Raw genomic sequence first — 25,519 nt, forward strand, 5'->3', positions numbered from 1 at the left:
TCGGATATCTTTCACGCATCCCAAGTCTATCTCAGACTTGTAAATCAATGTACTGCATTTTTTGCGGGCCCCGACTTTTTAGACGCCCTCTGAGGGAAATATGGGCTGTGTGATGTTTTATTAACAAACCGTGAATTCCAACAGCTAGGTAATAATTCGTTATGTTGGGTCGAGTGGGTCAAGCGGCGATTCTGTGTTGTAGGTTGTTGGGTGAAAGGAAGTGCAAGGTCTTGCTTGGGCGTTGATTCAGTTCGGTTTCGATGAGGGCGAGGCTAGCCTCGCCCTCATCGAGGAAGTTGGTTCCCTTGGGGAAGTATTGGCGGACGAGTCCGTTGAAGTTTTCGACGCCGCCTTTCTCCTAGGAGTGGTAGGGCTGGCAAGGCGTGTAAGTCCCCTCCACATGATGATGTTCTCTGGCGCGGGGTCTCGTGCGCGCGCGAGGTAGCCGGCCGAGCTTGGCGATTTAGGTGATGTAGTCTGAGAGCAGCAGCGGTTTGTTCGTCGTGTTGGATTTGGCTGCCCGCAATCGATCCAATACTTGGATCTCATCGTCGGTGAGCGCGATGGATGCAGGAGCTAGAGGTTCTGCTCAAGCGTGAGGGCTGGCAAGTTGGCCCCAAACGGGTTTACCGTATCTACAAGGCTGAAGGGCTGGATCTGAAGCGTAAAAAATGCAAAAAGCGCGGTTCCCGTGTTGGCGCTCCATTAGCGCAGGCGGATGCTTCCGGTCAACGCTGGTCGATGGACTTCATTACGGACCAGCTCAACGATGGCAGGCGTTTTCGCGTGCTGACAGTCGTGGATCAGTATGACCGAACATGCCCAGTGCTCTACGTGGACCGGTCCATCACCGCATCCAAAGTTGCTTATGCACTGGACCTGGCTGCCCGCACTGCCGGTGCGCTGCCGCAGGCAATCACCGTTGACAATGGACCTGAGTTTGCTGGCAAAGTGCTCGATGCCTGGGCTTATGCCAATGAGGTTCAGCTTGATTTTATCCGATCAGGCAAACCAACCGAGAATGGCTATATCGAGTCCTTCAATGGCAAGCTACGCGACGAGCTGCTGAACACTGAGATCTTCTTTTCTCTGCCCGAGACCAGGGAAAAGCTTGAAGAATACCGCCTCGATTATAATACCTATAGACCGCACAGCTCCCTGGGCTATCGGCCTCCGACCGAATACGCCCAGCGAGCTGTATCCAATAAAACAACCACTCAATCGAAACGGAAAATCCTAGCACTGCCCCTGGCATAAAGATTGGGAGCGGGTCACTAAGGAACCAGACTGTCGATTCAAGTGGTCTCAATTACGTAAGCTCGACCCAGCTGCCATGAAACTTGAAGTGTTGGTCGAATGGTAGGGTAATTATAGCTAAGGAAGTTTTGATAGTTTCATCCGCGCATAAAGCTGGTTTCTTCAATAAAGCTAGCCAAGTTCTCGATTGATGCGCTTTTGGCGGTGCGCACAAAATAACCGGCTGATGCGGTGGCGAGCATTAGCTTATCTTCCAGTGAACACTCGATAAGGCTGCCGAGAATGTATCCGGCATTGAAGCGGTCGCCTGCGCCGGTGGATTTTTTGGGGTTCTCACAGAAGGGCCCCCATGCCAATGCCGTATTACTGCCATCACATCCCACGGCATAGCGCAGGGAATGGACGATGACTGATTCGATGCCGATATTTGATTTTAATTCGCAAGCTTGGATGAGAGCCTCTTCGGGGGTCTTTGCCTGTGTGTGGGTTCCATTGGTTAGTCGGCTCAGTACGTTTGTCTCATTCTGGTTCAGGCCCAAAGTGACGTGGCAGCATTGGCTAAATTGACTCAAGGCACCAAGCATTTTCTGTATGTCCTCAACCGAGCGACTGGAGGGATCGACTAAATCAAAGAAGATTCTTGGCTTATGTACGAGTTTTGAAAAAACAACCTCCAGAAGATACTCCCAGCAAGCGGTCATATGTGGGAAAAGAGACCAATTGGTAATGGCAAAGAGAGATGCTTTTGAGCAATTTTCAAAGAACGCCCCATCTTTTAAGCACAAACTCAGTTTTTCCGGCGTGAATTCTTGCAATTGACTGACGGAGCTGAACATGAGTTTTCCGTCCGCAAACTCAAATGCTAAAGTCTTTCCGGGAGAATCCCCCCAGCTAACGAGCTGCGCCTTTTGAGCATAATTATTAAAGGCTGAGTGGATGGGCTCACCTACGGTCGCATAGGTGGATACCGGTATACCAAACTCTGCCAGCCCATCACCAAGGTTGACCGCGCAACCGCCAGGATCGACATTATTGACGACTATTTCTCTTAGGCTGCTATGGCCAGCGGCTGCACGTATGACTTCGCCAAACTTATCTATGGTTTCAATACGTTGGTAATCACTAAGCGAATGTCTTTGGCCGACAACAGAGATCAGTTCATCAACAAAACCGTCAAATCCAGTGATGACGGATAGATTTTGTAAGCGGCTCTTTTGCTCACGTAAATGCTTGGCTAATTGTGATTGGATCATGTGACGGTTGTCAGGAAATTAGGAGTAACTAAGTGACGTATCGGTGAGCTGTAGGTCGTCTTCAAGTGAACGAGATAGGGGGATGCCCGCTTTCGTCGTTACATCGTGATAGTAACGAACGGCGTCTTTGGGCGAGAACTCACGATCGGTAACGCGGCGCAGCATTTCGATGAAAATCAAGGGGTTTTCAGAGAGATTGATTTTGCGGCCAAACAACGCTACTCGCGCCCCATGCTTGCTTGCATCGTGAATCAATTGGAAGGCATCCAAGGTTGTGCCTGAGCTGCCTCCCAAAATACCGACAACGAGATTGCTATCGTAGCTGACCAGCTCCTCTAGCGGGCCTGGTCCGTTATAAGGAATCTTTAGAAATAAAGGTCGACCGACTTTAGTGACTCCGGCTAGACAGCGTATAATGCTGTCATTGAGGAAACTACCTGTTTGTTGGGGATCGAAACCTGGGTCTACGTTGGGGTTAAAAACTTCAAGGAAATATCGAAAATGCTTTTTTTCGGCTTCAATACGAAAATCATGAAAAGCTTCCAGAGCTGCATAATCCCAATCTAAGTTATTCGTGAATGTCACCGAGTAGAGGCCAAGGTCTGCTCCTAAATGTGGGCGGCCGTAATGAGACTCAAGCTTTCCGTATTTTATATGATCGATGGTGGCTGTTCTAAAATGTCTGGATGGCTGTTGTGGGTAGCTTCCGCCGCGCACTGCCCAGACATCTGTTGTGTCATTCGCTCGAGCTGCTGGGGTTATGGGGGAATTCTTCAGTAGACCTTCTTCTATGCCGAGAACCTCCAGATTGGATGCCGATAAGAGCATGATGTCTACAATCTTTTGATTAATGACATCACGGATTTGAGTTTGGTATTCAGCCAGTGTTTTGTAGCACTGTTGGGTTCTGTCATAGCCATGGGCACATTTACCTGCACGATTGGGACCAGGTGCCATGATGCCAAAGGCCATGTCTGCATCTTTGGCATCGGCGATGATGAAATCCTGAAATCTGGTCGAACCGCTTGCGATGCGTTTCAGTTTCTGGTCTAATGTTTTTATCGACATCTTGGCTTGTATTGGGGCGAGTGGTTTTAAGTTCGGGCGGTATTGTTAGTTAGAAGAATGACACTGCAAGTGGCTTGAATGGGCGCTCCATTGATCTTCAATCGACAAGTTTCACCGTTCCAGTGGTTATGCATCAGTGCATCTCGACTTCTACGCTTCCGATGCCTGAGCGAAGATAGCTGAAGCGGACGTTGTTATGTTTTGCTAAGAGTGACATGGGCACAGAGCTGTCGCAAATTCCTTTGGAAATCATAAGTGCAGTTAGCCGAATACCAAATGGATTGTCATGGTGACCAGGATGCCAGATGCTGACGGTTTCCGATTTCCAAGTCTCACGGGGGCCAACGGTACAGGCACGTGTTGGAACCATCGAGACGTTGCCTCCGCCGGATGTACGAGCATTTTGCATAATAGTAACTGGGTGCAGACCGACTACGCGTGTGCCCATCGACAAGTACTGCTCGGGACTTGGAGGGGCATTGCTGAACTCACCCGTTCGGGGTAATGGATCATTGAATGCCCAATGCTTAATCTCTCCTTGGCCCCCTTGCATGAGAACGCAGCGTACAGCGTCATAACTGTCGGAATATTCCGTTAAGTCGCCACTGGGAAAGTGCTTATTCGCGTCCAAGAGAGCTAGTTTTGGGCGGATTCGGTCAAAGCACATCTCATTGTCACAGCGAGCAAAGGATAAAGGGTGAGAGACATCGACGGGTTTGTCGTTAGCGTCGACCCACTCGTCCATTCCCCAGAAATGGGCCTCTTTGCTTTTTAGATTGAGGTCCAGTGCGTTCACCATTTGGGCCACGATTGGCAACTGCTCTGTTGGCCCGATTGGTCCGCAGATGCCTGTTGGATTGTCAGGTGTTGATTGTTGCCAAGCCGTAATATATTCCAGCGCTTGAGCTGAATAGAATTCTTGCGGTGTCTCGTAGATGCTAACCGTAAATCCTGGGCGTGAGAGCTGAACAAGATCGTGGGCTGTTAATTTGGCAGCATCGTTAAGTATGTCGGAATCGAGTGTGGTGTAGTCCCACCAGGCTTCTGCGAGTTTGCTCTTTGGACGGCTCATAGTATTAGATGCGAGGAGAGTTGGGTGTGGTCGTGCTTATTGGGTAAAAGTTCTGTGTTAGCAGCATATCTAGAGGATTATATAGGGGGGGGCAAAAACCCAGATGGGAGTGTCGTCTCCAGCCTTCAGCATGGACTACATCGCAATAGTCGCGGTCTGCCATTTCGCGACTCATGGAGATCATTTCTTCAATATAGGCATCCATCTCTTGCGTTTCTTCGAGCCAGTTCTTTTGGCTTTTATGGCAGTTCAGCATCTGGCCCTTCGTCGGAATCACAGGCTCTATATCGATGAGGAAGTCTGGTTTAAATAGCTCTCCCAGACCATCACGCAATCCATGTGGCGCAGCATGATAGATGCGTACCGAATCGTCATAGGTGGGCTGCTGGGGTGTTGTTCTATGGTTGGGCATTCCTCGGCTAAAGGCAGCCGTGACCACCAGACGGCAGGCATTCTGGTGATCTTCCATATAGTCATTAGGCGAATGAGTGAGAATGATGCTTGGGCGGATTTCCCGGACAACTGCGCTCACGGCTGCAATTGAATCGCGATCATAGAAAATCGACAGGTCGTCGAAGAGTGGGGGATGAGCGATAGCGCCGGCAACTTTTGCCGAATCTTGTGCTTCTCCCCAACGTATGTGGGCGACTTCATCGCGTGAATGGACCATATCCCCGTAGCAGCCATTGGCTAAATTCCACATATGAATGTCGCAACCGGCCTCTTTGAGCAAAAGTAGAGTGCCGGCGAAACAGAATTCAATGTCGTCGGGGTGGGCAGCGGCTGCTAGTACTATGGGTTTGGGCTCAATTTTTACCATTTAGCGCTCATTATAGCAATTTTTTAGGCAAACGTCTTCCTTTGGCTTGCAAAATAATGATACTCATTTAACACATTGGCTGTATTTTAATGGTCAATTCATACATGTGAATGATAGATATTCTGCAATGACATCCCAATTTCGGGTATATTTTCGCTAGGAACTATGCTCCCCCAGCAACCTAGACTAGAAGTCCTTCCCTCCAGCCAGCATGGAGTAAAGGCAGCTACATTCCACAAGCCTTGCGTTGATTTTCACTGGCATTTTCATCCTGAGGTGGAATTGGTATGGATTGAAAACGGCGAAGGGATCCTCCATGCAGGACGCGCGATATATCCTTATCAATCTGGCCAACTAGTCATGCTGGGGGCCAACTTACCACATGCCTACGGTTCTGCACCTAGCCAGAGAACAGGAGCACAATGGTCTGTTCTGCATTTTCGGCCTCTTATATGGGGTGATGCCTTCTGGAATTTGCCTGAGAATCGTCGGATACGAAATCTCATCGTCCAAGCTGAATGCGGCTATATCTTCACTGGTAAAACTGCCAGAGCTTGTGCGGAGTATATTAGACGTATCGAAATACGCGAGCAGAGGGATATGCCTATCGCATTATTACTTCAGTTATTGGAGGAGTTGGCCGTACAACGAAAGCGCCTTCGCTTGAATCCTAATCCTATCCAAGGCGGAAAGCGGGCTGAACGCGATCTGCGACTGGCCCGTGTTCTAAAGATGCTTGAGGAGCGCTTGTCGGACTCCACCATGGCCCAAGGAGAAGTTGCGAGTTGGATTCATATGTCTCCCCAGGCATTTAGCCGCTTCTTCCATCGTCAGAGTGGCCGTACGTTTCATCAACACTTGAATGAGCTTCGAGTAGCCAGCGCCTGCGCTCGGCTTCTTGGAAGCGAAGATTCAATCGCTGAAATTGCATTTGGGGCAGGCTTTAACAACCTCTCCAATTTTAATCGTCGTTTCCGCGAAATCACTGGACGTAGTCCGAGGGAATATCGCAAAGATAGGGGAGGGCTTCTGGGCAAATAATTGCCTGTGCCAAAGTATTTCGCGTCCCTCGGACAGGGAAAAACTCAGTGTTCAGTTTGTCTGTAATGAGGTCCTTTGACCGCTGCTGCCCAGTGGCATCCGCCTGAGCCAATGGCGTGCGGGCACAAGAGTCGCGTTTCTTCCTCTTGGATGTGTTAATGTTTGGGCTCGCTTATTCTGGAGCATATGCACGTGCGGCGGGACGTGGCCAGTCCGGAGTTATATCGTATCCAGTTTTAAATGGGCCTGGATTGTATTGGGGCGCATTATTGGTGTAGTCCAGATCAGATATCGCGGTTACATAGAATCCATCTTCGCCAGTTAGTTTTGGATTTGTGCTAGGCGCGAGCAGAGCATTACTATTAGCGAAAAAAGGCACAGGTTCTGTGGCAACACCTTCGGGAAGGAGGATGACGTTACTCAGCCACGTCATGTTTGCCAGTCCAGACTCCCAATCCGGTTTGTACCAAAATAGATCGGTCTTAGTACGGCCATAAATTAGATTATGCGCATATACTATGCGCATATGATTATCCCAAGGCCGAGATTTAATTATGGTCCATGGCTTCCACCCCAAATTGACATCTCCGTCGGCAATAATGACGTTGTGATGTACATAGTGAGGTCCCTTCATCAACCAGCCCTCTCGTTTGGCCTGCTCACGATCGACGCCATTTTGCTGGTGCGATAGGTAGCCTCTAGAGAAGCCGCTTACTTTATTCTCATAAAAATTAAGATTGGCCCCTGCCTTGCCTTTTACATTGGGCTCGAATTCTACCGCATTGTCGAAACAGTCATGGTAAATATTATGGTGGATTGTGCTGTCGTCAAATTGCCCTAGGCCGTCTCCATCAAATACACTGTGGATATAGTTATAGCGGGATTCCAGAAATCGTGGGGCAGGCACTTTCCGTGAATAAACTAGTCCGCCCTCAAGCCCGCGTTCTTTCATTAAAAAATAAATATAGGTCTTAATTTTCATTAATTCTTCGTTGAAAGTATCTAGTCCAGGGACCGTGAACTCGCACCATTCAACGAGGGTATAGTCTGCATTTGTCATTACGCCATAAGCCGCACCGAGAATGATACAATTTCGAATTGTCGCATTGGTGCTAAGCTCGTCGATGCGTATCCCAGTGCTGCGTCCTTGCAAGGTAAAGCCGTCAAAGATTAAACCGGAGGAGTTCTGTATTTTGACTAGAGGATTTCCAGAAAGCACTAGTTGTAAATCATCCAGATCGAGATCATCCGGTAATTTTAAATATAGGTACGAGTCGTCATACGCCAGCCCGTAAGGAGGGCCGTTGAAGTATTCTCCACCGCGATGGTAGCCTTCCGTTTTATTGCGTGCATCTTGAAGATCTTTCAATGAGCTGTAGTTATGTAGGTAGACATCTCCCAGAAAGGCGCAGGCTACTCTCTCCCCTTCGCTGAAATGGTGTCGCCAAAGTCTCGGTTCGATGACTTCCCAGGTGGATTTCAAGGGAGTTTTTGGTCTTAGGATAGCCTTGCCAGCCTGCTGACTCACAATTCGTGTTGCGTTCCCGAATGTGGAACCAAGATTATTGACTACAAAGTTTTCGCCTTTTGGCTCGTACGTGCCAGGCAGGAACGACCAATGTATCCCCGGCAGCTAATTTATCCATGGCGTGATCCCAGGTTGCCCAAGCTTTCGATTCGGATAGGCCATTCTCTGAGTCACTTCCTCCTTCTGAAAGGTAATAGACAACAGAATGGCCAATTGTCGTGGTCACGTCCACCTGAGCCCAGGTGCATTGGCCGAAAATTAGAAGGATAGCTAGAGGCAAGCATCGAAATAACATAATCAAATAATTTCAATAACATGCTAGTCTCTCAAGTAAGCAACCATTCACATCGATGAATGAATGCTTTGTGGTGTGAGTTTACTTTCGTAAGATAAAAAAGCGTCCGAGCCTAGCCTCGGACGCTTGATCGAAAACCGATTACGCTGTGGTGTCTAGCGCTTCCGGCGAAGGAAGAGGATAGGCAGGACGAGTGCGCCGAGTAGCATTGCGTAGGTGGAGGGTTCGGGGATGATGCTTACCGTCCAGGTTGAGCCATTGTCAGTAATGCCGAAATCATCGAGGATGGAGCCATCTTTGCGAATGAAGTCGTTCGTGATGAGGTTTTGTACGTCGGCAATGTTCGAGTAGTTGGTTTTGCCAAAGGTGAGGGAGCCGAGAGCGTCGTTGAAGAGCACGTATTGGCCGGCGCGGTCTGTCCAGTCGTCGGACATCTCGGTGACGCTGAGTGTGCCTCCAACTGCGGTGCCAGTTGAGCCGATGATTACGCGGCCGATCGGGTCTGGGTCCAAGTTCGTCGTATTCGCCCAATCAAAGGTAGCGGCGCTTAAGGAGCCGCCGAGGACATTGATTGTCCAGCCCCCAGTCGCGTGACCGCTGGTGCTGGGCGAAAGTCGACCTTGGAAGATGTTGGTGCTCACGAGGCTGCCGCCGAAAATGCTCATGCTGGCAGATGAGCTGGAGGTGTTATTGGTGTTACCGATATTGAGCGTTCCATCAATGTTGAGCGTGGCTGTGGTGGCTCCGCCATCGACACCGATCTGGCTGTTGACGCTGCTGCTGGAACCGCCGCCAGTGAAGGACGTGAAGTCTCCGGAGATCGTGAGGGTGCCGTTGGTAAGGGAAAGGCCGTCGTCCGAGGTGCCAATGATGTCGTTGAAGAAAACGCTGCCGGTCTTGGAGACGCTGTCGCCGTTGTTGATGATGACCTTGTCATTGGCTGCGGGGATACCGGTAGGGTCCCAGTTCTCGGGTGTGTCCCAGTCCCCGTCTGTGGAACCATTGTCCCAGGTGACGACGGCGGCATGCGCGCTGAGTGAAACGAGAAGAATCGATGCCAATGCAGCGATGGCTGAATTGCTTTTTAAGATAGGGTTTTTCATGGGCTTTCTTGGTCGGTTGTGGGGGATGTTTATTTATTAATAGGGTTGTCGAAGCCAGTATTGGTATGGATTCAACGGCAATTGGCTTGAAGACGTGTGTAGGTAATCGGATAAAATTCTATATAGGGAAATTTTATGGGCAATTGCTTCGTCACTGAAATGGTTTAGTAGCATTCAGATTTATAGACAACCAAGCCTTGCAGGGTAGGGAGATGATCAGTTCATTCTTTAATAAATATTAGTTGAGGCTTGACTGCATCCTCGGGCGATTCTATGCGTGAAAACTGTCTCATTTGCCGCTGTATCGTTTACCCAGCCACACCCCTTTGTGTTGGTAGATTCAAGCTAACCCCAAAACTACCCTGTAAAAATGAATGTATCCATGATTATGGATCGGCATTGCCCTAGCACGATGTCGTCTCCTTCGATACGCCGAAACCGTATCTTAAAATCGCTTCTTCGAAGCTGCCTCGCGATCTCAATGGTGAGTTTTATCACGCAAGCACGTGCCGCCACCTACACCGTTAGCTCGGCAGCGGACGTCGCTGATCGGCTCGATGGTACGGATAGCCCGCAGGCTGTTTATGGCGATGAGTTGGTATGGTCTGATGGCACCTACGCCAGTCAAGGAATCATGTTGGCAGGTGTTGATGGCATTACTCTTCGGGCAGAAACGCCGGGTGGTGTGATTCTAACTGGCGATAGTTATCTGCGAATTGGCAGCGATGATAGCACGTTCAGCGGATTTGAATTCCAGATTGACGACCCGGTTGATCCGGCAGCGCCGAATGCGCTATATTATCTGACCGACCTGATCCGATTTCGGGCCGAGGACAATGATGACCATGCCTATAACTCGCGCGTCAGCAATTGCCGCGTAGTGGACTTGCGCACGGGTACCTCTTATCTTGGCGGTCACCATTGGGTCATGTTCTATGGGCGCGGCAACCAGGTTGATAACTGCTCTTTTATCGGAAAACGAAGTGAGAAATCGTTAATAGTTATTACCCATTATGTGGAAACTGGTGGTAGTGATCGAGGCGGGGAACACACGATTATCAATAACTATTTTGGTGACCGCCCCACGCTCAACCCTGCTGATTCCAACGACAACGAATGGGAAATTATCCGCCTGGGCGACAGCAGCTCGGTGTGCTTGGATACAGCTACCATCGTGGCGGATAATCTTTTTGAGGAATGTGACGGCGAGCTGGAAACGGTTTCCAATAAATCATCGGGCAATTTTATCCTCGGTAATACCTTTCGCGACACCGAGGGGCAAATCACGATTCGACAGGGCGAGAATTGCCTGATCGAGGGCAACTATTTCCTTGGCACGGGTAGTTCTTATGAAGGTGGCATCCGCGTGACTGGCGATGGTCACACCGTCATCAACAACTACTTCGAAGCGCTGAACGGCACGGGCAAACGGGCGGCAATCTCGCTTGTGGCGGGCCAACTGAACTGGGATCCCGGCGATGACTGCATTTCCGTCAGCGGTTACCGTCCCGTTACCAACACTCTGATTGGCCATAACACCATCGTGAACTGCAAGCGCCCTTTTGAATTTGGTGCAGACTCATCCGGCACGCGAAATCAGGCCCCGAGCAGCGTCTCATTGTCCAACAACGCGGTTTACAGCACCGGCTCGAATTCGATCCTGACCTACAGTCAGACGGGCTCCAGTATCGCTTATTCTGGTAATGTGTTCTACCATACCTCTGGCACGAGCAAGCTCTTCAGTGGCGTCTCACCCAGCTACACGAGCACACAGATTCTCTTTGATAATCCTGACTTGGCAGATGACGCGACTTACGGTTTTTATCGGCCAACGAGTGGCAGTCCGTTGGAGAACGCGGCTCAGGCAACTGTCAGCGCCGCGGCACTGGACATCTTGGGCAATGACCGTCTAGCGTCGAACCGAGATGTTGGCGCGGAAGAATATTGGGGTGCGACCGTTACCGGAGCAAATTTACGTCCGCTCGTTGCCAGTGATGTGGGTTGTACTTGGGGCCCCGATGCTGGTCCCGGTCCAGCCAACCCGCAAACAGTTGTGCTCAATCCAGTCGACGATAGTTACGTCCGCGGCGGTATTCATGCGGGAACGAACTTCGGTGCCAGTGATATGAATTCGCTCAAGGTCGAAATCTCCACCGTCAGCGACTATGACAAGCGTGCGTATCTAAAATACAACCTGAGCAGCGTCACGGGGACAGTCACCAGCGCCACATTCCGCATTAAGATTGAGAGCATGGACAGTGGTGCGAAGAACAACTTGCGCCCCGTAGTCGATGACAGCTGGGGCGAGTATAGCATTACCTGGAGTAATAAGCCTGCTTATGGATCTTCCATGGGAACCATCACACTGCCCGGCGATGAGCAATGGATGGAATGGGATGTCACGTCGTTTATCGCCGCGGAAGCGGCGGGCGATGGAGCTGCATCGTTCTGCATTCTACCTCTATCAACGACGACCTACCTCAACGCGTATTATTACTCAGCCGAGGCCTCAAGCGGCAATCGGCCGGAATTAGTCGTTACTTACGAATAATCTCCTTTCCCCCCCACAAAAAAGCGGGACCTTGGAGGCCGCTCGCGAGGATGGCTAATCGCGGGCGGCTTTTTTTTATGAAATTAGCTAGCCGGGGGAGTTCGTCGGGTCATTTTCCGTCGATGGCTTCATCCATCTGCTTTTCTTCGTAGGAATTGAGCTGGCCTTGCTCATCCATGCCATCGACCACGTTGGTCTGGCGCTGGTTCAGCTCGCCCAATGTGTCGCCAGTGCTTTCGCTCATGGGCTTGGTGGACCACATATCTTTCTCCGTGGCGGTGCAGCCGATGAGGGCCGTTAGGATGGTAAAAAGGCAGATGAAGCGTAACATCACGTCACAATGACTGTCCATGCCGCCTCGACAAACGAAAAATGCTTATTCAAGGGGTGTAATTTTCCAGCTATTTGCACGACTATAAGAGTTATGCTTGTCAAGCGGGCGAAATTTTGCTCCCTGAAGCGTTCTTTTGGCTCCAAGGAGCCGTAATTCCAAACAGTAAACCCACCGTGACCGACCTATCCAAATACCGAAACATCGGCATCTTCGCCCACGTTGACGCCGGTAAAACGACTACAACCGAGCGTATTCTCAAGCTCACTGGCAAAATTCACAAGCTCGGTGAAGTGCACGATGGCGCGGCCACGACTGACTTCATGGATCAGGAAAAGGAGCGCGGGATTACTATTCAATCCGCCGCGACCACTTGTTTCTGGCCTGGCAGCACCCAGCAGTGGGAACCACATCGCTTTAACATCATCGACACCCCTGGGCACGTTGACTTCACGATCGAAGTTTACCGCTCCCTCAAGGTGCTTGACGGCGGCATCGGCGTGTTCTGTGGCTCCGGTGGCGTTGAGCCCCAGTCCGAAACCAACTGGCGCTACGCCAATGACTCTAAGGTCGCCCGTGTGATCTACGTGAACAAGCTGGACCGTATCGGGGCAGATTTTTACCGTGTCGTTGACCAGGTGAAGAACGTCCTCGGTGCTAAGCCGTTGGTCATGGTTCTCCCAATCGGCACAGAAGGCGGCTTCAAGGGCGTCGTCGATCTCCTGACCCGCAAAGCTTGGATATGGGACGATTCCGGTGACCCAATGAAGTACACCCTCGAAGATGTGCCCGCAGACATGGTCGACGATGTCGAGCAATACCGCGAGGAACTCATCGAAACTGCTGTTGAGCAGGATGATGAGATCATGGAGAAATACCTCGGCGGTGAAGAGCCTAGCATCGAAGAGATCAAAAAGTGCGTGCGCGCTGGCACCATCAAGCTCGACTTCTTCCCAACCTTCTGTGGCAGCTCCTTTAAGAACAAGGGCGTGCAGAACGTACTCGATGGTGTGGTGGAATACCTGCCAAGCCCAACTGAAGTGCCAGCTCAGCCTGAGATGGACCTCGAAGGTAATGAAACAGGCCGTTTTGCCAAGGTTGACACGACTGCGCCTTTCCGTGCGCTCGCGTTCAAGATCATGGATGACAAGTACGGTGCCTTGACCTTTACCCGTATCTATTCGGGCAAGATCAAGAAAGGCGACAGCGTTCTCAATACCTTCACGCGTAAAACCGAGCGCATTGGCCGTATCATTGAAATGCACGCCAATGACCGCAACGAAGTGGACGGCGCACAGGCTGGCGACATCGTTGCTCTACTGGGTATGAAAAACACCCAGACCGGTCACACTCTTGCCGACGAGAACAACCCTGGTACGCTTGAGCCGATGATCTTCCCAGATCCAGTTATCAGCATCGCCGTGGCACCCAAGGAAAAAGCATCTGCTGAAAAAATGGGCATCGCCATTGGCAAAATGGTCGCTGAAGACCCGTCATTCCGTGTGGAAACTGACGAAGATTCCGGCGAAACCATTCTCAAGGGCATGGGCGAGCTTCACCTTGATATTAAGGTGGACATCCTCAAGCGCACCTACGGCGTTGATGTTTCTGTCGGCAAGCCACAGGTCGCCTACCGCGAGTCCATTACGCAGACCATCAACGATAGCTACACACACAAGAAGCAGTCAGGTGGTTCCGGCCAGTTTGCGAAGATCGATTACAAAATCGAGCCAGGCGAACCCGGCACCGGTTATGTATTCGAGTCCAAGGTTGTTGGTGGTAATGTGCCGAAGGAATTCTGGCCTGCCGTTGATAAGGGCTGGAAGAACTCTGTTGATAAGGGCGTGCTCGCTGGCTACCCGCTGGTTGACGTTGCGTTCACACTGCTCGACGGTGGCTTCCACGCAGTGGACTCCTCTGCGATTGCGTTCGAAGTAGCCGCTAAGGCCGCTTACCGTCAGTCGATCGCGAAAGCCGGTCCACAGATTCTTGAGCCGATCATGAAGCTCGACGTGTTCGTTCCCGAAGACTACATCGGTGATGCCATTGGTGACCTTAACCGTCGCCGCGGCATGATCAAGTCTCAGGAGCCAACCGGCACTGGTATCCGCATTAAGGCGGACGCACCACTCGGCGAAATGTTCGGCTACATTGGTGACCTGCGCGGTATGACTTCCGGTCGTGGCCAGTTCTCCATGGAGTTCTCGCACTACGCCGCGGCTCCACGCAACATCTCGGAAGTCGTCATCGCCGAAGCTGCCAAGCGCAACGAAAAGAAGTAGCAACCTGCGGTTGCATCCAGATTTTTCGCACTGCGGAAATGAGGATGCGGCCACCAGTAGACTTCTTCGACAAACGCAAATTTTGCACGAAAAGCCCTTGGTTAATACCGGGGGCTTTTTTTGCTAACCGTGCCAATGCACCCGAGGGTGCTAACGGTATACAGCGCCAGAGCTGCTTTCCGATTGACCCATGTCAGCTGGGCTATTGCTCTTGCTCATGGTGAGATTTGATGACCTACGAGCGGCGAACATCCAGCGATTTCGGCAGAAGATGCCCGAAATGCTGATGCGGCTCGATTGGTCTCGCGAGCAGATAGAGGCCGAGCAGAGACGTGGTCTCCGCGAGACACTTGCCATTGCTCAGGAGAAGTCACCGTTTTATGCTGCACGTTTGCGGGGGGTCGATCCGAACTCCTTTACCCTAGCCGACCTGCCGCACATTCAACCCGTCACCAAAAGCGACGTGATGGAGCACTGGGACGGTATTGTGACGGACCCACGGCTAACTCTGGATCAGGCCAATGCCCACTTGGCGGCACTACGTGACGAAACTGAAGACAACGCCTACTTCCGTGACGAGTTTTACCTCTGCGCAACTGGTGGGTCTTCTGGCCGCCGCGGGCTTTTCCTGTGGGACGCTGATTTTTTCGCCACTGCGGCCTGCGTCGCATATCGTTTGGAAGCGCGTGAGGATGAGTTGAATCCTCCCACTGGTCCACGGCGCACAGCCGTCATCTGCGCGGGCTCTTATTTACATGCTAGTCGAATGATTTTCCCGATCTCACCTGATTTAGAACGCGAGATCCTCCCTATCTCTGCCAGCGAGTCGATTCAGGTAATCGTCGAAATGCTCAATTCCTTTCAACCTGATCGCATTGTCAGTTATTCGTCGATCATGGAAGAGCTGTGTGCCGAGGCCTCGGCGGGTCATTTGCAGATTTCTCCCCGCCGGATATCGGTTAACTCTGAACCGCTGACAGACGACGCCCGCGCAGCCACGGAAGCCCTCTGGGGGATCAATATCCACAATGCCTGGGGCTCGGTCGAGATGGGCATGTGTGGGATGGAGGGCGACCAGTTTGACGGGCTTATTCTGTCCGAAGATGTCTGCATATTTGAAGCTATCGACGACGATGGCGCGATCATTCAGGCTGGTCAGGCCGATCATCTACTCGTCACACGACTTTACGGCAATACGTTGCCTCTGATTCGTTATGAGCTGACTGATTCTCTTCTAATTTCTCCCCATGGTAGCTCCAATGCCCCCGCCTATCGTCGTGTATCTGAGCTGGCTGGCCGGTCAGATGTGTGGTTTCTTTACGGCGAGCAACGTGTGCATCCCATGGTCTTTCGTGGTGTACTTGGCCAAGAGCCCGCCATCGTTGAATATCAAGTTCGCCAGACGCGAACGGGGGCCGACATCGATTTGATCACCCAAGCGCCGTTGGATCTGCCGTTGATTCAACGCCAACTGATACAAGAGCTCGCCAGCCAAGGCGTTATTGCGCCCAGCATCAACGTCGCCATTGTCAACGAACTCCCACGCCACATTGAGACTGGGAAGCTAACTCGTTTCCTTGCGCTAAAATAGCGAAGAAACGGCGGTCGCCCTTGCAGGTGTGTTCGATCTACTGCGCGGCGCGATATTTCTCCAGCAAGGCATCCCAAGCTGGGGTTTGGACGTATTCCAGCAGGGCAATGTCGATGGGGCGTAGCTCGTGGTGGCCAATTGGCATCGCCAGTGCAAGATAACTTGGCTCAAACGTGTTCTGGAGGACGTCTACGCTGCCCGAAAAATCCTTACCCGCCCAGTAACCAAGGATTGCGTTATCGTGGACGAAGGCACCGATGGAGTCATCAGACACTGCTTGGAGTCCCTCCCGTACGCTGTTGAAATATTGGGGCGTGACGCCGATGGACTGCAAGTAATCGTCGGCCACGGACTCCTGAATGGCACCGACGCGCACATTACGCAAATCTCGTGGGCCCTTCACGCGTGGGGTCAGCGAACCCACGGTGAGCGCGGTGGCAATGGCCCCCGTTAAGCCCGAGATGATGATGATCGAAGTGAACATCCAAACTAATCCAATAAAGCGCCCACCAGCTGTCGTCGGCGCTTTGTCTCCGTAGCCAACCGTCGTCATGGTGACAGCGGACCACCAAAAAGCCGCGCCAAGTCCGTGCAACGGTCGGCCACCGAAATGATCAGGATTGTGCTTACGCTCAAACAGCCAAACCAACGCCCCAGCGATCAGTAGGACGAGCATCAGGATGAATATGGCGCGGAAAAATGTCCACGTAAAGACTCGTTGAGAGATCACGGTCCAAAGGTCGTTTTTCTGGTAATTCGTGGCGATGGCCAACGCCGAGCCATAGTAAGTGTGTGTGAAGTCCATTTGTTTGGCACGGTCTGCTGTGACAGAAATTGCGGCCGCCCCGACGTCGGCTTTGCCTTTGGAAACCGCATCAAGTGCGTCGGCCAAGTCATATTCGACATATTCATAGCGGAGGCCTAAATTACCGGCCACTGCCTCCCAAAGCTCAATCGTAATGCCGACCCATTCATCGTTTTCGTTTTTAAAGGAAAAGGGTGGGGCTTCTTTGGTTGCGACAATCAACTTCTCCTTCAGCTCAGTCGGTAATTCATCGGACGCTTGTCCGAAGAGCCCACTCCAACAGAATAGCGTGAATAATACGAGTAGCAGGCGCTTCATCCGGTAAAAAAATCAAATGCGAATGCGCAGTTCAATGCTCAATCGATCGCCATGCGCTTAATGCGGATCACCGTCTTGGCGATCGATTACGGCAGTCACTTTTTCTAGCACGGTGGTTATTGCTAGAAAATCGCCCAATGTGCGCTCGCGGTGCAATAGCTCGACCACAAGGTTGCGCCCGACAATGATCAGTCCGCCTTGCTGAAGGACGTTGCCTTGAACGGACGTTTGCAGGTTGCCATGACTCAGAGCGCGCACCGCGTTGAATATCGCTGTGGGGCCAATGGTGGACAGGACCGAGTTCGTGAGCCCTAGCGCCGTGTGCAGGGTGAGGGTGGGCTCGGTGTAAACTTCGGCAGGCTCACCCGTCAGGCCAGTCTTGGCAATGAAGTCGCCGATTTGGTTTGGCTGCCCAATGCCAATGAAGACCACGCGTACGCCAATGCGGTCGAACTCAGCCAGACGGGGTTTCCACGCCGCAACGTGCTCACTGCACGCCAAGCACCCAAAGTGGCGCAGAAAGACCATTACCGTTAAGCGTTCACCCAACAGTTCGCCCAGCGGGATCTGCCGCCCAGATTCATCCAGCAGGGCAATTGCCCTCACGGCTTCGGATAGTTCCCGTCCTGATTCCACTGCAACCATGAGAAAATCGATAGATCATGCCGGCGGGAGGATCAATTGCTAAGCGTGACGGGCGGCCATTAGCGGGGATATTGTTGCATCGAATGCATCCTTGTGACTCCAGAATCGTTACGTACGGGCTTGCTCTAGTCGGATTATCGGTATCATTCCCATCATGCCACCGCCCGAAATGCATCGCACTGATCGAATTGGCTGGCTGAGGGCGGCGGTCCTTGGTGCTAATGATGGGATACTCTCCACTGCGAGTATCGTTGTGGGGGTGGCATCGGCAGAAAGCAGTCGAGAAGCCATACTGGTCGCAGGTATAGCGGCGATGGTTGCGGGGGCGTTGTCTATGGCCGCAGGGGAATATGTCTCAGTGTATTCGCAGGCGGACACCGAAAAGGCCGATCTAAAGCTGGAAGAAGCGGAGCTGATTCGGAATCCAGATGACGAGTTGGCCGAGTTGGCAAGTATTTACGAAAAGCGTGGGCTGGAGCCAGCGCTGGCGCTCGAAGTTGCCAAGCAATTGACGGAAAAAGATGCTCTGGGTGCCCATGCCCGTGATGAATTGGGCATCACCGAAATCGCTGCGGCGAATCCTCTGCAGGCAGCGTGGTCCTCAGCGGCAGCATTTGCCGCAGGGGCATCAGCACCGCTTGTCACGGCATTTTTCGCCAGTGGCGCGTACATGGTCTGGCTGGTCTCGGCGATTTCATTGTTCGCTTTGGCGGTATTGGGCGGAGTGGCCGCACAAGCGGGTGGGGCTTCGATTGTGCGCGGTGCCATGCGTGTTACCTTCTGGGGTGCTTTCGCAATGGGTGCCACGGGGCTCATCGGCCACCTATTCGGCGTGAATGTGTAAGCTGACAACGGGGATTTTCAGTAAAGCCTATTACGCTAAAAAACAAAAAGCCCCGCCGGAATCGACGAGGCTTTGTTGCAAAGTTACTTTGCCAGACCGAGGTCCAGTGGGACGCTGGTTAACCTTTGACGGCGGCGATGACGGCTTCGGCGGTCATGCCGAGTTCCTTCATCACGGTGTTGCCGGGGGCAGAGATGCCGAAACGGTCAATGCCGAGCACTTTGCCTTCTGTGCCGACGTATTTCCACCAGGTCAGCGTGACGCCGGCTTCCATCGCAATGCGCTTGGTGCAGGCGGCGGGCAGAATGGATTCCTTGTAGTCGCAGGACTGAGCGTCGAACAGCTCACAGCAAGGCATTGAAACCACGCGGACGCCGTCTCCGAGAGACTTGGCGGCTTCCATGCAGTGCTGCACTTCGCTGCCCGTGGCAATGAGGATCGTTTCCAGTGGGCCAGTTTCCTTCTTGGCAATATAGCCACCCTTGAGGGTGCCTTGGCGGCGGTCTTCCACGGAAATTTCGCTCATGTCCGGCAAGTTCTGGCGGGACAGGACAAGGGCTACCGGGCCGCTGGAACGCTCAATGGCGTGCGCGAAGGCGGCGGCGGTTTCTTCTGCGTCAGCTGGGCGCATAACGTCCAGATTCGGCATCGCGCGTAGTGAGGCGACGTGTTCGATTGGCTGGTGGGTTGGGCCGTCTTCGCCCACACCGACGCTGTCATGCGTCCAGATGTAGAAAACAGGCAGCTTGGCCAGCGCAGCAAGGCGGACGCTCGGGCGCATGTAATCTGAGAAGGTGAAGAAGGTAGCACCTGAGACCTTGTAGATGCCGTCGTAGGCGATTCCGTTCATGATGGCACCCATGCCATGCTCGCGGATACCAAAGTGGAAATTGCGGCCCGTGAAGTGGTCTGTGTCGAAGTCTCCGCCGTCCTTGATGTAGTTTTTGGTCGAGCCGTGAAGGTCAGCCGAGCCAGAAAGCACGAGTGGTGCGTGGGCACAAATGGCGTTGAGCGCATCACCGCCTGAGTTGCGAGTGGCGTTGGCCTTGCCTGCTTCGGCGGCAGGAATCTTGGCCAGCAGCTCGGTCGCAGTGGCGTGGGTGTGGTTAACGCCAGTGTCTAGGAGGGCAGCCTTGTCGGGGTTGGCGGAGCGCCAAGCATCGTAGAGACCGGACCACTCAGCGTAGGCGATTTCCCGTTCCTGCGTTAGCTTGGTGAAATAGGCTTTGGTGTCTTCGGAAATGAAGAACTTCTCCTCGGGCAAGCCGAGTGCTTTGCGAGCTGCGTCAACGAACTTGACGCCGGCTTCGCCGTGGGCCTTCTGGGTGCCAGCAACTTCTGGAATGCCGCGACCGATCTCTGTTTTCAGGATGATCAGCTTGGGCTTGCCGTTGTCATTGGCCTTGGCCTGCTCGTAGGCAGTGGCGATGGCCTCAATGTCGTTGCCGTTGCTCAGGGTGACGACGTCCCAGCCATAGGCTTCGTAGCGCATGGCGGTGTCTTCACACTGTGTCTTGTTGGCCATGGCGTCCAGCGTGACGTCGTTGGAGTCGTAGAAGAGGATCAGGTTGTCCAGACCGAAGCGACCGGCATAGGCGCTAGCTTCGCAGGATACGCCTTCCTGAAGACAGCCGTCGCCCGCGAGGCAGACGATGTGGTTGTCAAAAATCTTGTGGGTGTCGGTGTTGAACTCAGCCGCGAGCATTTTGCCCGAAACCGCATAACCAACCGAGTTGCCGACGCCTTGGCCGAGTGGGCCGGTCGTGCATTCGACACCATCGGTATCGCCAAATTCCGGGTGCCCAGGGGTGATACTGTGCAACTGGCGGAAATTCGCTACATCCTTGGCAGACACATTGTATTGCGACAAGCAAAGCCAAGAGTAGAGGAACATGGACCCGTGCCCAGCTGAGAGGATGAACCGGTCGCGGTTGATCCATTTGGGCTCCTTGGGGTTACACTGGAGGGCGTGTCCAAACAGGACGGCACCAAGCTCAGTCGCGCCCAGAGGCAGGCCCAAGTGACCGGAATTTGCGGCGGTAACCGCATCCATTGACAGGCCGCGCGCCTCGGTGGCTGCGCGGGAGAGTGCTTCTGTATTCAGTGACATGGTAGGAGAATGGGTTTATCGGATTCTGGGCTAATGGGAAGCAAAACTTGCCCCACACGTGTATGTTCGCACGGATGTCACGGCAATCGCAATCCCTTTGCCAGCGGAATCATGGGCGAAATTAATTGATCGGATGAATATTATTCACCGTTCAACAGCAGGTGCCAAAGATAAGGCGTGGCCTGTACGATCTGCCTAATTGACCTTAAATGGGTATTCGTTGCCAAGAATCGACTTTGCCGCAGCAAGCAATCCATTGATGGAGGCATCGGTCCCGACCATCTTATAAGTGGTGGAATTTTGGCCCTCGATTTTTTCCAGTGCAAAAATAACGCCGCCTTTCTTATCGGAACTCTTGGCGATGGCGGTATAGGCGTCGGCAAACTTGGCCGTGAGCGTTTTCACCTGCTCAGGTGTCAGCGAAACGGTCTTTTCGGCCGCCTGATCGGTGTCCATCCAGTAGTCGTAGCTCAGTTGATTGTCCTTGAGCAGAGAAATCGTAAAAAACTCTTCCTCGCTTGGAGCTGTCACCGTCAGGGAGTAGGTCCAGGCCGCATCGTAATCGAGCTTAATGGCAGTTTTTTGGGCGGCATGCGCCAACGGAGCGATAAGGCAAATGGCAATGGCAAGAATTGATCTCATGGGCTTTTTTATGATAATATTTATTTTGTCATTTTTGGACGAAAATCAACCTTAATCATCAATGAGGTCGCACTATTTTGACCTAAGTCGGCCGTTCGTCCCCCCCCCGAGAACCCGCCCACAAAAAAAGCACCGGCGGACCGGTGCTCCTTATAGGAAATGTTTGTAACGCCAAGCTTAGGCCTCGGCCAGTTCTGGCTGTTCGGCGAGCCAACGCTCGGCCTCAATGGCAGCGCGGCAGCCCATGCCAGCGGCGGTAATTGCTTGGCGATAGACGTGGTCCGAGCAGTCACCCGCCACAAAAAGACCGTCCACTTCGGTGTGCACGCCGCTTTCATGGTCGGAGACAATGTAGCCTTCATCGTCGAGCTTGAGTATCTCAGACGCGAACGTGGTGTTAGGAATATGCCCAATAGCGATAAAGAAGCCCTTGGCTTCCAGCTCGCGGACTTCGCCAGTCTTGACGTTTTTCACGCGGACGGCGTGCATCATACCGTCGCTGTCGGCAAGCACTTCCTCGGGCACGGTGTCCCAGACGACATCAATCTTCGCATGGGCGAGTGTGCGGTCGGCCATCACCTTGGAGGCGCGTAGCTCGTCACGACGGTGGAGGAGGGTGACCTTGGAGCAGAATCGCGTCAGGAAGAGAGCTTCTTCGCAAGCGGTGTCTCCGCCGCCAACCACAACCACGTCCATATTACGGTAAAAAGCTCCGTCGCAAGTCGCGCAAGTGGTCACGCCTTTGCCGCCCCACAGCTCTTGTTCACCGGGAATGCCGAGCAGGCGCGGGCGGGCACCCGTGGCGATAATCACCGTGCGCGCTTCGTAGACCTTGCCGCTTTCGGCGGTGAGCTTTTTAACGCCGTCAATAACCTCGATTTTTTCGATCATGTCATTGGCAAAGCGGGTGCCAAAGCGGGTGCACTGCTTGCGCATGTTGTCCATGAGCATGAAGCCGTCGATCCCTTCCGGGAAACCCGGAAAATTCTCCACTTCAGAAGTGGTGGTGAGCTGCCCGCCGGGCTGACCGCCTTCGATGAGCAAAGGCTCGAGATTGGCGCGGGCGGTGTAGATTGCGGCAGTCAAACCCGCGCAACCAGTGCCTAGAATAATTACGTTTTCCATGTTGTTAGTTAAAGTGCCAGTGATCAAGGGAAACGCCAGCCATCAAGCGGAGAACTACCTCCGCCAAGCAAGCGTAACGAAAGCCGGGGCGATGATCATTCGCCCCGGCCCGTGTGAAATCAAGTCCTTACTTGCTCAGAAAGGAAGCAACACCTTCGTGAGAGGGGTCCATGGCTTCAGCGCCCTTTTCCCAGTTGATTGGGCATACTTCGCCGTGCTGCTCAACGTGCTGAAGCGCGTCGACCATGCGGAGTGCTTCCTTGATGGAGCGGCCCAGCGGCAAGTCGTTGACGACCTGGTGGCGCACGACGCCTTCCTTGTCGATCAGGAACAGGCCGCGGTAGGCAACGAGCTCACCAGAAGCAACGAGGTTGCCTTCCATGTCGATGTCGTAGTCACCGGTGAGGACGTCATACGCCGACGCAATGGTCTTGTTGGTGTCCGCAACCAGTGGGTATTTGACGCCTTCGATGCCGCCCTTGTCACGAGCGAGGTTGACCCAGGCCCAGTGGCTGAACTCGGTATCGGTCGAGCAACCGATGACCTGCGTGTCGCGGGCTTCAAACTCAGCGAGTTGATCTTGGAAGGCGATGATCTCCGTTGGGCAGACGAACGTGAAGTCCTTCGGGTAGAAGAACAGGACGACGTATTTTTTTCCCAGAAATTGATCAAGCGAGTAGCTCTCGACGATCTGTCCGTTAACAACGGCCTGTGCGTTAAAATTGGGTGCTTTTTTTCCGACTAATACCGGCATGATAAGTGTATGTTGATTGCTTGTTCTTGTTCTCTCAGTGGACATGGCAATGCCATGCCCCTGATTCGCCGCAGAATATACGGGGAAATTTGCCATTCGTGAAATATATAGTTCCTATGATTTCAATAGCTATTGCCTATACCTAATTTCGTCCTAAAACAGAGCTTATGGAAATGCACCAGCTGCGTTATTTTACGGCGGTCGCGCGCACGGGTAACTTCACCCGTGCGGCCGAGCAATGCCACATCGCCCAACCCTCGCTCTCACAGCAAATTCGCAAGCTGGAGGAGGAATTGGACGAAAAACTCATCCTGCGGCTGCCGGGTGGTAAATCCCGCTTAACGCCTGCTGGGGAGATTCTGTTGGGCCGCGCTAACCGCATTCTGGCCGAGGCGCAAAGCGCGGTTGAAGAGCTACGCGACCGACAAAAAGTCATTAGCGGGGCGGTTCGTTTGGGGGCGATCCCGACGATTGCGCCATTTCTGATTCCAGAGGCGCTGTTGGCCTTTAATGCCGAGCACCCGCAGGTCGAGCTCGTCGTCCACGAGGCCACTACCGAGCAGCTGTTGACTCAACTGGAGCGCAACGAGCTGGATTTTGTCATGGTCAGCCCCCCCCTCACGGGTGGCCCTTGGCACACGGAAGTTCTCGGCGTCGAGCCGCTCTACCTTGTTGTCCCCGACGGTAATCGCTACATCAAGCAACGTGCACCGCTGCTCGACGACTTGCGCGAAGAAGAATTCATCCTGATGCGCGAGGGGCATTGCCTGACTGGTCAGGTGATGCGCTTTTGCAAGTTGGCGGAGTTTCGCCCGCGGGTCCGCTTTCTCAGTGCGCAGGTGGAGACGCTTAAGGCACTGATCCGCTCAGGTGCTGGGGTTTCCCTACTTCCTTCGATGGCTCTGGCTAATGCCTCGCCTGCCGATACGTCACTGCACGTCATCGCCTTCCGCGATCCGGTGCCGCAGCGTGAGATCGTCTTTGCTTCGCTCCCAGACTTCCCCCTCCCTCGAGCAGCGAAGGAATTTCAAAATCAGCTTCGCGCCGTCTTCGCCAAGCGCCAAGCCTACCAGCCGCCCACCGCCAAACCCGCTAAGAAAAAGCCAGCTCGGAAACGCTAACTTCGTCCACCTTTTCCCGAACTTTCCGGTCTTCCTGTTTAAAAAAAGAGCGTCCTTATCTTCGTCCACCCAATCCGCACAACATCCGCGTTCATCTGCGGCTAAGAAAAATCCTTCTCTCACGCACGTTCTGCCGCTTCAATGGTGGCATGGATTTAATCGACAGCCATTGTCACCTGGAAAAATTTCACCTGCGCGGCGAAGTAGACGCTGTCCTTGCGCGGGCGGCGGAAGCCGGTGTTTCGCGTGTGATCACGGTGGGCACTTCACTCGACGACTGGGCGCTCTACCACAAGCTCGCCTGCAAGCATCCTGGCCGCGTCTATTGGACAGCTGGCCTGCACCCGTGCAGCGTGGACGAGGGTTGGCGCGACCAAGTCGCCGCGCTATCGACCTTTTTCACCAACGACCCTAGCCCTGTTGCCTTGGGTGAGATCGGTTTGGATAATTTCCATCTACCCAAATACCCAGACGAAGCGGCGGAGCTCAAAAAACATCAGGCCAACGCCTTTCGCGCCCAGCTCGATTTAGCCCTTCAGTTTGACATGCCGATCGTTGTTCACTCGCGTAACGCATTCGACGAAACGATGGCTATTCTGGAGGAAAAACAGTTCCCCGGCGAGCGCGTGGTCTTCCATTGTTTTGCCGAAGGGGCCGACGAGATGCGCCGCCTCAACGCCTATGGTGGCCGCGGTTCGTTTACCGGCGTCGTGACTTATAAGAAGGCCGACAACGTGCGCGAGGCGCTTTTTGTGCAAGGTGCAGAAAAAGCGATGGTCGAAACCGACGCGCCCTACCTGGCTCCTGACCCGCATCGTGGTAAGGAATGCGAGCCCGCCTTCGTTCGCTTCACCGCTGAACGCAGCGCCGCATTACTGGGTTTGTCTCTGGAAGATTTTGCCGCCCAAGCCACTCGAAACACCGAGGCGTTTTTCGGCCTGGTTTAGCGAGGCGCTTTAGTCA

The 25,519-nt window shown here is 53.1% G+C and carries 21 protein-coding genes; 8 read left to right on the forward strand and 13 right to left on the reverse strand.

The features are described 5' to 3' along the window. The first annotated feature begins 567 nt into the window (after positions 1-567). Positions 568-1,257 carry an IS3 family transposase gene (locus IE065_RS04915; RefSeq protein WP_189512416.1) on the forward strand — a complete coding sequence of 230 codons (690 nt, stop codon included), beginning with the start codon at positions 568-570 and terminating at the stop codon, positions 1,255-1,257. Between the two features lie 137 nt (positions 1,258-1,394). Here the strand turns inward: IE065_RS04915 and IE065_RS04920 are convergent, their stop codons facing one another. The 4 genes from IE065_RS04920 to IE065_RS04935 all read right to left on the reverse strand — a co-directional run bounded on the left by IE065_RS04920 (position 1,395) and on the right by IE065_RS04935 (position 5,470). Continuing rightward, complete coding sequence (locus IE065_RS04920) at positions 1,395-2,510, reverse strand: carbohydrate kinase family protein (RefSeq protein ID WP_189512418.1); 1,116 nt, start codon at positions 2,508-2,510, stop codon at positions 1,395-1,397. 18 nt (positions 2,511-2,528) lie between these two features. After that, positions 2,529-3,578, reverse strand: a complete 1,050-nt coding sequence (locus tag IE065_RS04925; RefSeq protein ID WP_200163337.1) for a beta/alpha barrel domain-containing protein — start codon at positions 3,576-3,578, stop codon at positions 2,529-2,531. A 133-nt stretch (positions 3,579-3,711) separates the two neighbouring features. After that, positions 3,712-4,650 carry a sugar phosphate isomerase family gene (locus tag IE065_RS04930; protein WP_189512420.1) on the reverse strand — a complete coding sequence of 313 codons (939 nt, stop codon included), beginning with the start codon at positions 4,648-4,650 and terminating at the stop codon, positions 3,712-3,714. 4 nt (positions 4,651-4,654) lie between these two features. Further along, positions 4,655-5,470, reverse strand: a complete 816-nt coding sequence (locus tag IE065_RS04935) for a PIG-L deacetylase family protein (RefSeq protein WP_189512422.1) — start codon at positions 5,468-5,470, stop codon at positions 4,655-4,657. Between the two features lie 165 nt (positions 5,471-5,635). Here IE065_RS04935 and IE065_RS04940 point away from each other — a divergent pair, with 165 nt between their 5' ends. After that, entirely contained in the window at positions 5,636-6,511 is an 876-nt protein-coding gene (locus IE065_RS04940; protein WP_189512424.1) for a helix-turn-helix domain-containing protein, read from the forward strand. A 172-nt stretch (positions 6,512-6,683) separates the two neighbouring features. Here IE065_RS04940 and IE065_RS04945 read toward each other — a convergent pair whose 3' ends face one another. Both IE065_RS04945 and IE065_RS04950 read right to left on the reverse strand, forming a co-directional pair. Then, positions 6,684-7,994, reverse strand: a complete 1,311-nt coding sequence (locus IE065_RS04945; RefSeq protein WP_189512426.1) for a hypothetical protein — start codon at positions 7,992-7,994, stop codon at positions 6,684-6,686. A 495-nt stretch (positions 7,995-8,489) separates the two neighbouring features. Next, positions 8,490-9,437: a PEP-CTERM sorting domain-containing protein gene (locus IE065_RS04950; RefSeq protein WP_189512428.1), complete on the reverse strand. Its 948-nt coding sequence runs from the start codon at positions 9,435-9,437 to the stop codon at positions 8,490-8,492. A 481-nt stretch (positions 9,438-9,918) separates the two neighbouring features. Between IE065_RS04950 and IE065_RS04955 the strand changes: the two genes are divergently transcribed. Further along, complete coding sequence (locus IE065_RS04955; protein WP_189512430.1) at positions 9,919-11,988, forward strand: chondroitinase-B domain-containing protein; 2,070 nt, start codon at positions 9,919-9,921, stop codon at positions 11,986-11,988. 109 nt (positions 11,989-12,097) lie between these two features. Here IE065_RS04955 and IE065_RS04960 read toward each other — a convergent pair whose 3' ends face one another. Beyond that, positions 12,098-12,340 carry a hypothetical protein gene (locus IE065_RS04960; protein WP_189512432.1) on the reverse strand — a complete coding sequence of 81 codons (243 nt, stop codon included), beginning with the start codon at positions 12,338-12,340 and terminating at the stop codon, positions 12,098-12,100. 155 nt (positions 12,341-12,495) lie between these two features. Between IE065_RS04960 and fusA the strand changes: the two genes are divergently transcribed. Both fusA and IE065_RS04970 read left to right on the forward strand, forming a co-directional pair. Next, positions 12,496-14,601: an elongation factor G gene (gene fusA, locus IE065_RS04965; RefSeq protein WP_189512434.1), complete on the forward strand. Its 2,106-nt coding sequence runs from the start codon at positions 12,496-12,498 to the stop codon at positions 14,599-14,601. Between the two features lie 190 nt (positions 14,602-14,791). Continuing rightward, positions 14,792-16,192 (forward strand): phenylacetate--CoA ligase family protein, encoded by a 1,401-nt coding sequence (locus IE065_RS04970; protein ID WP_189512436.1) that lies wholly within the window; start codon positions 14,792-14,794, stop codon positions 16,190-16,192. Positions 16,193-16,229: 37 nt separating this feature from the next. Here IE065_RS04970 and IE065_RS04975 read toward each other — a convergent pair whose 3' ends face one another. Beyond that, entirely contained in the window at positions 16,230-17,315 is a 1,086-nt protein-coding gene (locus tag IE065_RS04975; protein WP_189512438.1) for a transporter substrate-binding domain-containing protein, read from the reverse strand. A 57-nt stretch (positions 17,316-17,372) separates the two neighbouring features. Next, positions 17,373-17,960 (reverse strand): peroxiredoxin-like family protein, encoded by a 588-nt coding sequence (locus IE065_RS04980; protein ID WP_189512440.1) that lies wholly within the window; start codon positions 17,958-17,960, stop codon positions 17,373-17,375. A gap of 154 nt (positions 17,961-18,114) precedes the next feature. Here IE065_RS04980 and IE065_RS04985 point away from each other — a divergent pair, with 154 nt between their 5' ends. Continuing rightward, positions 18,115-18,804, forward strand: coding sequence for a VIT1/CCC1 transporter family protein (locus tag IE065_RS04985; protein WP_189512442.1), 690 nt, complete (start codon positions 18,115-18,117; stop codon positions 18,802-18,804). Positions 18,805-18,922: 118 nt separating this feature from the next. Here IE065_RS04985 and tkt read toward each other — a convergent pair whose 3' ends face one another. The 4 genes from tkt to IE065_RS05005 form a co-directional block, all read right to left on the reverse strand. Continuing rightward, positions 18,923-20,914 carry a transketolase gene (tkt, locus tag IE065_RS04990; protein ID WP_189512444.1) on the reverse strand — a complete coding sequence of 664 codons (1,992 nt, stop codon included), beginning with the start codon at positions 20,912-20,914 and terminating at the stop codon, positions 18,923-18,925. Between the two features lie 195 nt (positions 20,915-21,109). Continuing rightward, positions 21,110-21,556 carry a hypothetical protein gene (locus tag IE065_RS04995; RefSeq protein ID WP_189512446.1) on the reverse strand — a complete coding sequence of 149 codons (447 nt, stop codon included), beginning with the start codon at positions 21,554-21,556 and terminating at the stop codon, positions 21,110-21,112. 177 nt (positions 21,557-21,733) lie between these two features. Further along, positions 21,734-22,681, reverse strand: a complete 948-nt coding sequence (gene trxB, locus IE065_RS05000) for a thioredoxin-disulfide reductase (RefSeq protein ID WP_189512447.1) — start codon at positions 22,679-22,681, stop codon at positions 21,734-21,736. Between the two features lie 127 nt (positions 22,682-22,808). Further along, positions 22,809-23,435: a peroxiredoxin gene (locus tag IE065_RS05005; protein WP_189512449.1), complete on the reverse strand. Its 627-nt coding sequence runs from the start codon at positions 23,433-23,435 to the stop codon at positions 22,809-22,811. 167 nt (positions 23,436-23,602) lie between these two features. Between IE065_RS05005 and IE065_RS05010 the strand changes: the two genes are divergently transcribed. Together IE065_RS05010 and IE065_RS05015 are read left to right on the forward strand one after the other, a co-directional pair. Then, complete coding sequence (locus IE065_RS05010) at positions 23,603-24,556, forward strand: LysR family transcriptional regulator (protein ID WP_189512451.1); 954 nt, start codon at positions 23,603-23,605, stop codon at positions 24,554-24,556. A 149-nt stretch (positions 24,557-24,705) separates the two neighbouring features. Next, the gene (locus IE065_RS05015) at positions 24,706-25,503 is read left to right on the forward strand and encodes a TatD family hydrolase (protein ID WP_189512452.1); all 798 of its coding nucleotides are present in this window, start codon (positions 24,706-24,708) and stop codon (positions 25,501-25,503) included. Positions 25,504-25,519: the final 16 nt, after the last annotated feature.

It is taken from the genome of Cerasicoccus arenae (assembly GCF_014651635.1).
In the GTDB taxonomy this organism is placed as follows: domain Bacteria; phylum Verrucomicrobiota; class Verrucomicrobiia; order Opitutales; family Cerasicoccaceae; genus Cerasicoccus; species Cerasicoccus arenae.